Genomic DNA, 13,055 nt, shown 5'->3' with positions numbered 1-13,055 from the left:
GCGCCGGGGAGAGGAAAGCCATGACCGACGCATTCGACTCCACCCGTCCGGCGGAGATCGCCCCCTTCGTGGGCAAGCACATCATCTACACCTATGCCAATGGCTGGCAGTACGAAATGTACTTCAAGAACGACCGCACCATCGACTACCGCGTCCATGGGGGCATGGTGGGCGGGCGCTGGGTCAAAGGCCAGGAAGTCCACATCGTTCGCCTCGCCGACGGCGTGTACAAGGTCTCCTGGCACGAGCCGACCGGCACCTGCGTGAGCGTCGCCTACAATCTCAATGAGAACCGCGCCCACGGCGCCACCTTCTTCCCGCGCTGGATCGAGGAGGAACCGAAGAAGATCATCGGCTTCCAGAACGAAAAGATCGACCTGATGCGCCAGTATCGCGATGCGGGGCCGACCTATCCGACCATGCTCGTCGACGAGTTCGCTGACATCACCTTCGTGGAGGAGTGCGGCCGCGACGACGAAAGCGTCATCGCCTGCGCCCCCGAGGACCTGCCCGCGGGCTATGCGACGCGCCGCAACGTGGGCTGATGGGCACCGGCGACCGGCGGGATATGGAACGTTCGACAATGGCGGTATTGGACCTCAATCGTCGTCAAGTCGCGATACTCGGTATAGCCTTGGGCGCGACATGGCGCGCTCACGCGGAAGCACAGACGAGATCCCCAATGCTCTATCCGGGCGAGGAGTTGACCGAGGCGGCCGGCTATCCGGCTCTGGTGCGGTTCGAGGCGGGGCGAGAGGGCCTTCCCCTCGTGGTCTTCGTCACAGGGGGCGGGGTGCTCGGCCGCGTCGCCTATGGGCCGCCCGGAGGAAGGGCTTCCGATTTCCTGTGCCACTGGCTGCGTGAGGACGGATTTCCCTCGCTTGTCCTGTCCTATCCGATGGATAACAGGGGCGTATTCGGGACCGCATTCCCGCAGTTCTCGGTCACCGACTGGGCGGAACAGAGCGCGGAGATCATCGCGCGCTACATGGACCGCAATGGCCTGCCGGCGAACGCCATCGTGCTCGGCTGGAGCATGGCGGGGCGCATTGCAGAGCCGCTTCATGCCGCGCTGCGCCGAAAGGGAAAGGGCATCGAGCTTTTCATCGCGATGGCCGCCGCAACGGCGCTTCCCAATACCCTGCCCGGTCTCGACCACCTGAAGCCAGCCGAAAGCGGCCTCGCCGCGATCAGGGGCGCCTACCTGGACTGGCTGCTCCATTGCCTTGCGAATCAGAACGCGGCTGCCGGCCACATGGTGCTTGATACCGACGAATTCACACGCGAGATGACCGGCGATTTCCCGGTCGGGCTTGCGGCATCGGCCATGCGCTACAGAGACGAATCTTTCGTTCCCGACCCGGCCGGAGACGCGCTCGAGGTTGGCACCGCGCAGTATCGCGCCTTTCCGCCGCTCGCCTTGATGACGCACGCCTCTGCGATCGATGCCCGGCACGCGCTCACCGACCGCTCCACATGGGGCGTCTACATCACCCAGCAGCTGTGCGAATCTCTCGTGTTCGCGCAAGCGGAGAGGCTCGCCGCGCTTCCCTCCGACAAATGGGCGGCGCTGGTCGAGCATGTCGGGCACGCCGCCCAGCGACTGAGCGCGACGCTGCCGGGCAACCACATGTTCTTCCTAGGAGAGACTGGCGCGCGCAGAACCGTGCAGACGTTGAAGCTTCTCAGGCAGACCGCCGCAGATATCGCGGGTGAGATCTCACATCTTATGGACTGAAAAATCGCTCATGCAGTCAACTCAAGCGCGCAAACGGTAACATTCCGGCGCACGATGCAGTGGAAGACGCAATCCCGCTCAACTACCAGCGCGAACTCGCCGCTGGATAGACGTTGGAGGCAGCGTCAGACTGGCGAAAGAGCGAGCGGCCGCCCCTCCAGTGGGCCTGCTTGACGATGCTGACATCCACAAAAGGGAAGAAAACTGCCATAAAACCTAAGCCGCTCTCGCAGCCCGGATGGTGTGCAGCGCCTCCGGCTTGAGGTGGGTGTAGCGTCGCAGCATCTTCCAGTCCTTGTGGCCGGTCACGAGAGCCACCTGTTCAATGGTGAAGCCGGCCTCGAACAGCCGGCTGGTGCCTTCGTGGCGCAGATCGTGGAAATGCAGATCCTCGATCTTGAGGTCCTGGCACTGCCGACGAAATGCGGTGCCGACCGAGCGGCCGTTGTAGGGGAAGATGCGGCCTTCTCGACGGCTCAAGGCGGCTCCTTGCTCTTCGATGATCGTGCATGCGTCGTAGCCCGACACGTCGAGCAGCGGGATGCGCTGATGGTTGCCGTCTTTCCGGCGCGGATCCTTGCGGTCCCGAATGAGCAGCATGCGCGTCCTTGGCTCGAAGTCGCGCCATTCGACACGGCAGATTTCTTCCTGACGCATCGCGGTGGCTACGGCGAAGCGCACGATCCTTCCGACGGGAATGTTCTGCCGAGGGTTCTCGTCCAGCGCCGTGATGATGCGGTCAAGCTCATCCCGCGTCGGTCGGCGATCCCGCTCCTTGCCTTTCCCGATCAGGCCGAGCCGCTTCAGGGCGATGCGCGCGAGATCGAGGGGTTCGGTGGAGAGGGTCACGCCGTGGACCGCGGCAGCGTGGGAGAGCACGGTCTTGATATATCCGAAGTCCATGCTGACCGTGACCGGGCCAGCCCCTTCCTTCGCGCGGTCCTTGCCGTATTTGATAAGGCGCTCGCGGTCGAGCTCGCCGATCTTCAAGGCGCCGAGCGCCTCGTCGATGGCGGTAAGGCAGAAGTCCTTGGAGCAGCCGATCCCGATCCCCACCTCGGCCATGTCCTGGCGGTGGAGCGCGACGAGATCGCGGAAACGTTTGGCGTCGCGCGACCTGCGCGTGACGGCGGGTTCCTGGCGGTCGATGCGGCGCTCCATGTCGAGCGCCCACTCCTCGGCATCCTTGCGGCGCAGGAACGTCTCGTTGACGTACTGCCCCTTCCGACGGATCTGGTCTCTCCAGGAGCCGGATTTTAGTTTAGTGAACGTGGCCAATCCGTGTGCACTGACGCATCGGAAAAACGAAAAATGGGGCGTATCGTGGCGTGAGATCGAGTGCACAAGACGCGACCCAACGTTATGAAACTACGAAAATAATGCCAAAAAATCAAGAGTTTAAATTCTCCGTGGCGCCTATGATGGATTGGACTGATCGGCATTGCCGCGCCTTCCATCGCATCTTCTCCCGCCATGCCCGGCTTTATACCGAGATGGTCACCGCCCCCGCCGTCATCCACGGCGACCGCGCCCGCCTGCTCGGCTTCGGCGCCCAGGAACATCCGGTGGCGGTGCAGCTCGGCGGCAGCGATCCCGCGCAGCTCGCCGAGGCGGCGGCCATCTGCGCCGATTTCGGATATGACGAGGTCAATCTCAACGTCGGCTGCCCCTCCGACCGGGTACAGGGCGGCAATTTCGGCGCCTGCCTCATGCGCGAGCCGCAGCTGGTGGGCGACTGCGTCGCCGCCATGAAGGCGCGGGTGGCGGTGCCCGTCACGGTCAAATGCCGGATCGGCGTCGATGACCAGGACCCCGAGGCGGCGCTCGACCACCTCGCCGATGCCGTCGTCGCCGCCGGCACCGACGCCCTCATCGTCCATGCCCGCAAGGCGTGGCTGAAGGGCCTCTCGCCGCGGGAGAACAGGGACATCCCGCCGCTCGACTACGACCGGGTGCGGCGCCTCAAGCAGCGGCTGCCCCATGTACCGATCGCGGTGAACGGCGGCATCACCGACATCGACGCCGGCCTTTCCGCCGCCGCCGGCCTCGACGGCATGATGCTGGGCCGCGCCGCCTATCATGACCCGGAACTGCTGCACCAGGTCGACCCGCGCCTGTTCGGCGCGCCCGCGCCCGTCGCCGACACCTACGCCGCCCTCGAGGCGTTCGAACCCTATGTGGCCGCCCATCTGGAGGCCGGCGGGCGGCTTTCCGACATCACCCGCCACATGCTGGGGCTGTTCGGCGGCAAGCGCGGCTCCCGTCTCTATCGGCGCCACCTGTCCACCCTCGCGGTGGCGCCCGGCGCCGGGCTGGAGGTGCTGCGCGACGCCGTGGACCACGTTCGCCAGCGCGACCGCGCCGCCGCCTGAACCCGCCGCAAGCGCTGGACAGGACGGGGGAACCGGCGCACACAGGCGCTTCATCCACGTCTCCATTGAGTGGAATGGGAGGGCCGCCAACCTGCGGGATGGCGCCATCCCATCACCGATCCGCGAGACGGACCCGCCAGATTCGGACGTTTCCCATGCTTTCCGCCGTATCCTGGAGCGACCTTGCCACCTTGTGCCTCGCCCTGGTGGCCGGCGGTGTCCTCACCGGGCTCATCGCCGGCCTGCTGGGCATCGGCGGCGGCGGCGTCATGGTGCCGGTTCTCTATCAGGTCTTCGCCGTCATGGGGGTGGACGAGGATGTTCGCATGCAATTGTGCGTGGGCACCTCGCTGGCCATCATCATTCCCACCGCCATCGCCTCCTACCGGGCCCATGGCAAGACCGGCGCGGTGCTGCCGGGGGTGGTGAAGCAATGGCGCATCCCCGCCATCGCCGGCATCATCACCGGCAGCGCCATCGCCGCCTGGGTGCCGGGATGGGTGCTGCAGGCCGCATTCGCGCTGATCGTCGGCACTCTGGGCCTCAAGAGCCTGGTGGGACGCAACGACTGGCGCCTGGGCGAAACCCTTCCCGATGCGCGCGGCATGGCCGTCTACGGCTTCTTCATCGGCCTCGCGTCGGCGCTGGTGGGCGTGTCGGGCGGCGGCATCGCCACCAACATCCTGCTGCTCTACGGCGTGCCGATCCACGCGGCGGTGGCCACCTCCGCCGGCATCGGCGTGTTCATTCCCATTCCCGGCGTCATCGGCTATGCGGTGGCCGGCTGGCCGCACCTCGGCGCGCTGCCACCCCTCTCGATCGGATATGTATCGCTGCTCGGCTTCGCGCTGATGGCGCCGCTGGCCGCCCTGCTTGCGCCTGTGGGCGCACGGCTGGCGCACCGGCTGAGCCGGCGCCACCTGGAAATCGGATTCGGAACCTTCCTGCTGCTGGTCGCCGCCCGCTTCGTTCTCGCCCTGGCCTGGCGCTAGAAGGAACCGCGGGACGAAGGCCACCGGCCCATCGACCCGCCGCACCGCCGGAGCCAAGCATAAGCGGCAGCGGATACGGCCCAAGATCCGCAACCAAGCCGCGAGCGCGCCGCGGCGTGAGCCAGCCCCGCACAGGGCAGCCATGCCCCGGGACGCCGTTTGCGGAGCCTCACCAGCGATGAGAGAAGCCGGCGGTGATGCTCTTGTTGATGTCCGACCCGGTATCGGCCACCGTGGTGGTGACGTGCAGGTCGCCGATCACCTTCTGCTGGGCGCTGAGGCTGGGCAGCAGGCGCGACGACGTGTCGGTGGCACGGGCCCCCACGGAAAACGTGGTGTTGGTATCGATGTTCTGCAGGCTCAGGGACTTGTCCATCTGCCAGCCGTTGGTGGCGCCCGAACGGCCCACCTGGTAGCTGTCCGCCAGTTCGGCCTTGAGCCCGTCGTTGATGGTCCAGCTGCGCGAAAGGGTGGTACCCACCCGGCTTTCTTCCTCGGTGGGGCTGACGGCGACGTTCACCGCCCCCTTCTGCCACAGCAGCCACTCCGGCAAGGCCGCCAGCGTCACCTTGGCGTAGGCGGTGCCGCTCACCGTGTCGGTTCCCGGCTGGGCCACCGGGGCGGCGCTGGTCTTGGTGGTGGACAAATCGATGCCGACCTGGGTCGCGAGGCTCGACAGGTCGCCAGCATAGGTCATGGACGTGGTGCCATCGGCGTTCAAGGTCCGCTTGGCGGTCATCTCGCTCTGCGCCTGGGCTCCGGTAGCCAGCAGCAGGAGGGAAGACGTCAATACGGCGGCGGGCGCGTGTCGTGTGGGTCGCATCGGCCTCTCCGGCAAGTGCTCTCAGAAAGGGCGGCACCCGCGACCCATGGCCGCCGGCGACACCGCCCCGCGAATCAAACCGTTCCCCCCGTCCTGCTCCCGCCGTGTCAGCCTGACCCGGCGCATGCAACAGAACGTCGGTTCGCCCCGAACACCCCAGTGGTCACAGCCTGATGCGGAGAAGTTAAGGCAGCCTTTCCGCACTGCACATTCGATCCACGGCCTGATGCACGCGCACCACACCTCTCGCCGGTCCATGCGGTTCCGGCATGGCTGCCGCGCCCGCCCCCGCTCCGCGCGCCTTGCCGCCGCGCGGAGCGGGCTTTATCGGGACCAACGGGAGGAAATCATGTCGCAATTGCTGGATTCGGCCACTCTCTCTTCGGCTCTCGCCCTGCTGGAACGGGTCGCCGCCGCCCTCGACCGGCTGGCCCCCCCGCCGGTGCCGCACCCCGACTTCGACGCCGCCGACGCCTTCGTCTGGCAGAACGAGCCGCCGCGTTTCGAGCCGGTGCCGCGGGTGAACCGGGTGGAGATGGACCTGCTGCAGGGCATCGACCGCGTGCGCGACCAGCTGGTGGACAACACCCGCCGCTTCGCCGCCGGCCTGCCCGCCAACAATGCCTTGCTGTGGGGCACCCGCGGCATGGGCAAGAGCTCGCTGGTGAAGGCCGCCCACGCCACCGTCAACGCGGCGCTGCCGGCCGACCGCGCCGGGCGGCTCAAGCTGGTGGAGATCCATCGCGAGGACATCGAGACCCTGCCCGCGCTGATGGCCCTGGTGCGCGGCTCGCCGCATCGCTTCATCGTCTTCTGCGACGACCTGTCGTTCGATGCAGACGACACCTCCTACAAGTCGCTGAAGGCGGTGCTGGAGGGCGGCATCGAGGGGCGGCCGGACAATGTGATCTTCTACGCCACCTCCAACCGCCGCCACCTGCTGCCGCGCGACATGATGGACAATGAGCGCTCCACCGCCATCAACCCCGGCGAGGCGGTGGAGGAAAAGGTGTCCCTGTCCGATCGGTTCGGCCTGTGGCTCGGCTTCCACAAGTGCAGCCAGGACGAATATCTCGCCATGGTCGCCGCCTATGTGGCCCATCACGCCCTGCCGGTGGCCGAAAGCCGGTGGCGGCCTGAGGCGCTGGAATGGGCCACCACCCGCGGCGCCCGCTCCGGCCGCACCGCGTTTCAATACATCCAGGATCTCGCCGGTCGCATCGGCGCGCCGCTCAAGCCGGCCTGAGCGGCAGCAGGACGAGAAAGGCCCCGGATGCGGCGGCATCCGGGGCCTTGAACTCGTCCGCATACGGACGTCACCCGGCGCCCCTCCGGGCGCCGCCGGTCAATTCTTGGTGACCATGCAGTCGCCGCCCTGCCCGCGCAGGGCCTGGCACAGCTCGTTGGCCTGGTCCTTCGAGGCGAACGGGCCCACCTGGGCGCGGTAGTAGATGCCGCGGTCGCCCAGATCCGCCTTCTTCACCGACGCCACATAGGAGCCGAGCAGGTTTGGATAGCGGGTCTGCAGCGCCTTCCACGATCCCATCGCATCCGCCTCGGAGCGCTGCGAGGCCACCTGAACCACGAAGTCGCCGCTCCGGCTCACCGCCGGCGTGGCCGGCTTGGCGGCGGCGCCCGGCACGTTCACCATGGTCGGCGGAGCGCCCGGCATCTGGCTCGCCGCATAGGCCTGCAAGGCCTGCACGCCGGCGCTGGGCCCATTGGATGCCGGCGCCTCGGGCGCAATGGAGCCATCGGCGCGCACGGTGAGGGTCCGCACCCGCTTGGGCTCGGTGGACAGCGAATTGATCACCGGATCGGTCGCCATGGACGGGCTGGCACGCATGGCCGCCGCCGCCACGTCCACCGGCTGCTCCTCGCGCGGCAGCATCTTTTCATTGCCGCTGGCGGTGCCGCCGACGCGGTCATAAATCAGCTTCTGCTGGGCGTCCTGGGGGGTGGTGCTGGGCGGTGCCACGATCTTGCTCGGCGCGGTGTCGGCGCGGATCACGGGCGGGCCGTTGCTGGCGCTGGACGACGGGCCGTGCACCGCCATGCGGTAGGCGAACACGCCGGCGGTGCCGGCGACGATGATGCCGAGCACCGAGGCCACCAGCAGCAGCGCCGAGCGGCCCTTCCGCCGCCGCGCCTCGCCGTCATAGACCTCTTCCCCATGGGGCGGCATGTAGCCGTCCTCCCCATATTGGGGATCGTAGGCCTCGTCATACTCATCGTAATCGTCGTCGGCGCCCTCGCGCCGCGGCGCGGAATAAGCGTAGCCCGCCGCCGGCTCCTGGGCCGGAGCCTGCCCCTGCGGCCGGCGCGCCTCGGGCGCTGCCGCCGGACGCGGCGGCGCCGCGTCATAATAGTCGTCGTCCACGGGTGCCTGGCGCGCGTCCGGCGCCGCGCGACCGGCCGGTCCCGCCGGCGGAGGCTGAACCTGCGCCTGATGGGCGAGCGACCCGTAGCCCAGCCGCACCGAAGTGGCGCTGCGATCCACCGGCTCCGCCTCACTGCGCGGCGGCATCAAGGCCGTGCGCTGCGGCGGCGCGGCGAGCGAGGCCTGGCGACGGGGCAGCTCCGGCGCCGCCGCCGGACGTGGCGGCGCCCGACGCGATGCCTCACCGCCCTCGCCCGCATCGAACGCGGCATCGGGGCGACGGGCCTGCGGCGCCGGCGCGCGCGCGAAGGCGGGGTCCTGTGGCACGGCCCGGGCCTGCGCCGGCTCCTGGCCCACGCGCTCGATGCTCTGCCGCGGGGCGGGCGCGCGCGCCTGCTGCCGCAGCTGCGCCTCCTGCGCCGGCACCCGGCCGGATTCCAGATCGGCCTGACGCCGCGCCGCCAGACGCGCATCCTGGCGTTGAAGACTGGAGCGCGGCTCCGCCGCAGGCGCCTCGGCCACCGCCGCGCCGCGCGGCGGCTCCGGCTGAAGCTCGGAAAAGTCGGAGAACGGGTCCTGCTCGCCGATCAGCCGCGCAAGCTCGGCCAGCGGATCGGCGGCGGGCGCCGCTGTGGGGCGACGAGGTGCCGCAGCGGCGGGGCGCGATGCCGGGCGCGCAGGCTGGCCCTGGGCCGCGCCGGCCCCGGGAGCCAGTCCCTGCGAGCTTGCCTCACGAACCGGTGGAGCGGGACGCTGGGCCGCGGCCTGGCGGGCCGCTTCCTGACGAGCAGCCTGCTGGCGTGCGAGGTCCTGGCGCGCGGCCTCCTGGCGCAACGCATCCTGCCGCACGGCCTCCTGGCGCAGGGCCTCCTGGCGCAGGGCCCGCTGCCGTAGGGCCTCCTGCCGGGCGAGGTCCTGCCGCGAGGCCTCCGCCTGCTGGGGAGCCGGACGCTGGGGAGCTGGACGGCCAGCCTCTTGCCGCCCCAGATCCTGCCGCCCCAGATCCTGCCGCCCCGGTTCAGGACGCCCGGCTGCGTGGCGCGGGTCCTGTGCCTGGCGTGCGTCCTCACGCGCGGACGGCCCCCGCCCGGCGACGTCGCCTTCGTCCCGGGAACTCCCGTCACGCCGGTAGCGGAACCTGCTTTCGTCGACCATGTCGCCTCGATGTCTTGTCGTCCGCCCCGCCCCTGACGGATCTGCTGCCCGGCAATCGGGTCGCGTAAGGCCGCTGGACGAGCGCCTATTTCATCTCGTCGACGGCCTCCACCCCCAGCACCTTCAGACCCGAGGCGAGCACCGTGGCCACGCCATGCACCAAGCCTAAGCGAGCCGAGGTCAAATCTCGATCATTCTCAATAATGAAGCGTAAATGTGGCAGGTCTTTTCCGCGGTTCCACTGGCCGTGGAAATCGCTGGCCAGCTCATGCAGGTAGAAGGCCACGCGATGGGGCTCGCGGGCGCTCGCCGCCTGCTCCACCAGCCGCGGCCAGGAGGCAATGCGGCGCAGCAGGCCGAGCTCGCCCTCATCGTCCAGGCGCGCCAGCGGCGCGCCCAGGAAGGCGGCGCCCGTCGCCGGCAGGTCGGGCAGCGCCAGCGCGGCATTGCGCAGAATCGACTTGGCCCGGGCGTGGGCATACTGCACGTAGAACACCGGGTTCTCGCGCGACTGCTCGATGACCTTGGCGAGGTCGAAATCCAGCGGCGCGTCGTTCTTGCGGAACAGCATCATGAAGCGCACCGCATCACGGCCCACCTCGTCCACCACGTCGCGCAGGGTCACGAACGAGCCGGCCCGCTTGGACATGCGCACCGGCTCGCCATTGCGGAACAGCCGCACCAGCTGGATCAGCTCCACATCCAGGCTGGCCTTGCCGCCGGACACCGCCTTGACCGCCGCCTGCATGCGCTTGACGTAGCCGCCGTGATCGGCGCCCCACACGTCGATCATGGTGAGGAAGCCACGCTCCACCTTGTCCTTGTGGTAGGCGATGTCGCCAGCGAAATAGGTGTAGCTGCCATCCGACTTCTTGAGCGGCCGGTCCACGTCGTCGCCGAAGGCGGTGGAGCGGAACAGGGTCTGCTCGCGGTCCTCCCAATCCTCGATGGGCGCGCCCTTGGGCGGCGGCAGACGGCCGTCATACACCTCGCCGGAGGCCTGGAGGGCGGCGATGGTGGCGCCGACCTTGTCCACCGCCCCGGCGGACAGCGAGCGCTCGGAGAAGAACACGTCGAACGCGATGCCCAGCGCCTGGAGATCCTCACGGATCATCACCATCATGGCGCCGATGGCGAAGCTGCGGAAGATCGGCAGCCACTCGCTCTCCGGCGATTCCAGGAAGGCCGGGCCGTATTCCTGGGCCAGGGCCGCGCCCACCGGCACCAGATAGTCGCCGGGATAGAGGCCGTCGGGAATGTCCGCCGCCACGCCAGTCGCCGCCTCGCGATAGCGCAGGTAGGCGGAACGGCCGAGCACATCCACCTGAGCACCGGCGTCGTTGATGTAATATTCGCGCGTGACCTTGTAGCCGGCGAAGGCCAGCAGGTTGGCCATGGCGTCGCCGAACACCGCGCCCCGGCAATGGCCCACATGCATCGGCCCGGTGGGGTTGGCCGAGACATATTCCACGTTCACCGGCAGCCCGGCGCCCAGGGCGGAGCGGCCAAACGCCGGCCCCTGCTCCAGCGCCGCCGCCAGCACCTGCGGCCAGAAGCCGGTATCGAGCGTGAGGTTGATGAAGCCGGGACCGGCCACGTCCACCTTCACCACATGAGCGGTGGCCCGCAGCCTGCCGGCGATCTGCTCCGCCAGGTCCCGGGGCTTCAGGCCCAGGTCCTTGGCCAGCACCAGCGCCGCGTTGGTGGCGAGGTCGCCGTGGCTGGCGTCGCGCGGCGGCTCCACCACCACGCGGGACAGGTCGAGGCCCGCGCCCCGCCCCTCGGCGAACTGCCCCTCGGCGACGAGGGTGGCGATGGCTTCGCGCACATGATCGGCGAAGATCGCGTAGACGTTCATGGAAATGTCCGATCCGGTTGGTCGAGGGGGCGCCTATCGCAGATCGGGCGTCGTGTCAAAGAAACGGGCGTGCTGGTCCAGGGCGTAGCGGTCGGTCATGCCGGCGATGTAATCGGTGACGCGACGGGCGAGGCGAGGCTGGTCCAGGCTCTCCAGGTCGTCCTGCCAGGAGGCGGGCATGTCGCGCGGCGCCGCCATGAAGTGGCCGAACAGCCGCCGCACCACCCCCTGGGCCTCGGTCATCACGCGCTCGACCCGCTCGTGGCGGTACATATGCGGAAAGAGGAACCCCTTGAGGGCCTTTTCCGCGGCCGCCATGCCGGGCGAAAAGGCGATCAGCGTGCGCCCCAGCCGGCGCACCTCGTCGGCGGTGGCGACCCCGGCCGCCGCAGCCCGCGCCTCGCCCTCGCGCACCACGTCGTGGATGAGGCGGGTAATGACCCGCCGCAGCACCTCGTTCACCGTGCGCGTGCGGTCGAGGCCGGGATAGCGCGCGCCCACCTCGCGGATGGCCTCGCCCACCAGCGGCAGCAGCTCCAGCTCCTCCAGGGTGAACATGCGGGCGCGGATGCCGTCGTCCAGGTCATGCACGTCATAAGCGATGTCGTCGGCCAGGGCCGCCACCTGGGCCTCCGGCCCGGCATGGCTCCACAACTCCAGGTCCTGGCGGGCGTCGTGCACGGCGATCGCATGGGGCAGGCCAGCGGCATAATGGCCGATGCCGCGCCCCTCCCGGTCGGCGAGCGGGCCATTGTGCTTGACGATGCCTTCCAGCGTCTCCCAGGTCAGGTTGAGGCCGTCGAACTCGGCATAGCGCCGCTCGATGCGCGTCACCACCCGCAGCGACTGGGCATTGTGGTCGAAGCCGCCGTGGCCGGCCATGCAGGCGTCCAGCGCCCGTTCGCCGGCGTGGGCGAAGGGGGGATGGCCAAGGTCGTGCGCCAGCGCCAGCGCCTCCGCCAGGTCCTCGTCGAGCCCCAGCGCCCGGGCGATGGAGCGGGCCACCTGCACCACCTCCAGCGTGTGGGTGAGGCGGGTGCGATAGTGGTCGCCCTCATTGAAGACGAACACCTGGGTCTTGTGCCGCAGGCGGCGAAAGGCGGTGGAATGGATGATGCGGTCGCAGTCGCGCCGAAAGCTGCTGCGCGGCGCCATCTCCGGCTCGAACACCAGCCGCCCGCGCGAACCCTCGGGGTCGCAAGCCCATGGAACTCTGGGCCTTGCGCCGGAAACCGCCATCTCATGCTCCTCCCGCTCACCTTTTTCCCAGCCGCCGCCCTTTCACTTGAACGGTTCTGGGCTTACCTTCAGGGCCATTGCCAGCTTCATTTCATAAAGTCGATACCATGACCACACTCGCCCCGACCCAGATCGACCCCGCCACCCAGCCCGCCACCGAGGCGCCGGACTTCGCCGTGACCGACGCGGCCGCCCGCCGTGTCCGCCAGATCCTGTCCTCCGAGCCGGAAGGCACCTTCCTGCGCCTGTCGGTGGAGGGCGGCGGCTGCTCCGGTTTCTCATACAAGTACGACATGACGACGGAGGAGGGCGAAGACGACTTCGTCATCGAGAAGGAAGGCGCCAAGATCGTCGTCGACCGCATCTCCCTCGAATACGTCAAGGGCTCCCAGCTCGACTATGTGGCCGACCTGATGGGCTCCGCCTTCAAGATCCACAATCCCCTCGCCACCGCCAAATGCGGCTGCGGCTCCAGCTTCGCCGTCTGATCCACGGCCC

General features: G+C 68.7%; 11 protein-coding genes. 6 read left to right on the top strand and 5 right to left on the bottom strand.

Translation table 11 applies throughout. From position 1 onward, the window contains the following. Positions 1 to 20 precede the first annotated feature (20 nt). Positions 21 to 545: a phenolic acid decarboxylase gene (locus tag V5F53_RS05115; protein WP_393998440.1), complete on the top strand. Its 525-nt coding sequence runs from the start codon at positions 21 to 23 to the stop codon at positions 543 to 545. Positions 546 to 682: 137 nt separating this feature from the next. Continuing rightward, positions 683 to 1,738, top strand: a complete 1,056-nt coding sequence (locus tag V5F53_RS05110; RefSeq protein ID WP_393998441.1) for a hypothetical protein — start codon at positions 683 to 685, stop codon at positions 1,736 to 1,738. 216 nt (positions 1,739 to 1,954) lie between these two features. On the opposite strand, the gene V5F53_RS05105 is transcribed toward V5F53_RS05110, so the two are convergent. Continuing rightward, on the bottom strand, positions 1,955 to 3,016 hold the full coding sequence (locus V5F53_RS05105; RefSeq protein ID WP_393998442.1) for a site-specific integrase: 1,062 nt from the start codon (positions 3,014 to 3,016) through the stop codon (positions 1,955 to 1,957). 140 nt (positions 3,017 to 3,156) lie between these two features. Between V5F53_RS05105 and dusA the strand changes: the two genes are divergently transcribed. Continuing rightward, on the top strand, positions 3,157 to 4,110 hold the full coding sequence (gene dusA, locus V5F53_RS05100) for a tRNA dihydrouridine(20/20a) synthase DusA (RefSeq protein WP_509212939.1): 954 nt from the start codon (positions 3,157 to 3,159) through the stop codon (positions 4,108 to 4,110). Between the two features lie 155 nt (positions 4,111 to 4,265). Next, the gene (locus V5F53_RS05095; RefSeq protein ID WP_393998444.1) at positions 4,266 to 5,102 is read left to right on the top strand and encodes a sulfite exporter TauE/SafE family protein; all 837 of its coding nucleotides are present in this window, start codon (positions 4,266 to 4,268) and stop codon (positions 5,100 to 5,102) included. Between the two features lie 169 nt (positions 5,103 to 5,271). On the opposite strand, the gene V5F53_RS05090 is transcribed toward V5F53_RS05095, so the two are convergent. Then, the gene (locus V5F53_RS05090) at positions 5,272 to 5,925 is read right to left on the bottom strand and encodes a hypothetical protein (RefSeq protein WP_393998445.1); all 654 of its coding nucleotides are present in this window, start codon (positions 5,923 to 5,925) and stop codon (positions 5,272 to 5,274) included. 349 nt (positions 5,926 to 6,274) lie between these two features. Here V5F53_RS05090 and V5F53_RS05085 point away from each other — a divergent pair, with 349 nt between their 5' ends. After that, on the top strand, positions 6,275 to 7,171 hold the full coding sequence (locus V5F53_RS05085; RefSeq protein ID WP_393998446.1) for an ATP-binding protein: 897 nt from the start codon (positions 6,275 to 6,277) through the stop codon (positions 7,169 to 7,171). A gap of 99 nt (positions 7,172 to 7,270) precedes the next feature. On the opposite strand, the gene V5F53_RS05080 is transcribed toward V5F53_RS05085, so the two are convergent. The 3 genes from V5F53_RS05080 to V5F53_RS05070 form a co-directional block, all read right to left on the bottom strand. Further along, positions 7,271 to 9,460: an SPOR domain-containing protein gene (locus tag V5F53_RS05080; RefSeq protein ID WP_509212937.1), complete on the bottom strand. Its 2,190-nt coding sequence runs from the start codon at positions 9,458 to 9,460 to the stop codon at positions 7,271 to 7,273. Between the two features lie 85 nt (positions 9,461 to 9,545). After that, positions 9,546 to 11,318, bottom strand: coding sequence for an arginine--tRNA ligase (gene argS, locus V5F53_RS05075; RefSeq protein WP_393998448.1), 1,773 nt, complete (start codon positions 11,316 to 11,318; stop codon positions 9,546 to 9,548). 33 nt (positions 11,319 to 11,351) lie between these two features. Next, positions 11,352 to 12,557, bottom strand: coding sequence for a deoxyguanosinetriphosphate triphosphohydrolase (locus tag V5F53_RS05070; RefSeq protein WP_393998449.1), 1,206 nt, complete (start codon positions 12,555 to 12,557; stop codon positions 11,352 to 11,354). A gap of 107 nt (positions 12,558 to 12,664) precedes the next feature. On the opposite strand from V5F53_RS05070, the gene erpA reads away from it, so the two are divergent. Then, positions 12,665 to 13,045: an iron-sulfur cluster insertion protein ErpA gene (erpA, locus tag V5F53_RS05065; RefSeq protein ID WP_393998450.1), complete on the top strand. Its 381-nt coding sequence runs from the start codon at positions 12,665 to 12,667 to the stop codon at positions 13,043 to 13,045. Positions 13,046 to 13,055: the final 10 nt, after the last annotated feature.

The sequence above is a fragment of the Xanthobacter cornucopiae genome, assembly GCF_043195065.2.
GTDB lineage: Bacteria > Pseudomonadota > Alphaproteobacteria > Rhizobiales > Xanthobacteraceae > Xanthobacter.
The sequence above is the reverse complement of the archived record's forward strand: the minus strand, read 5'-3'. Positions and strand labels throughout refer to the sequence as shown.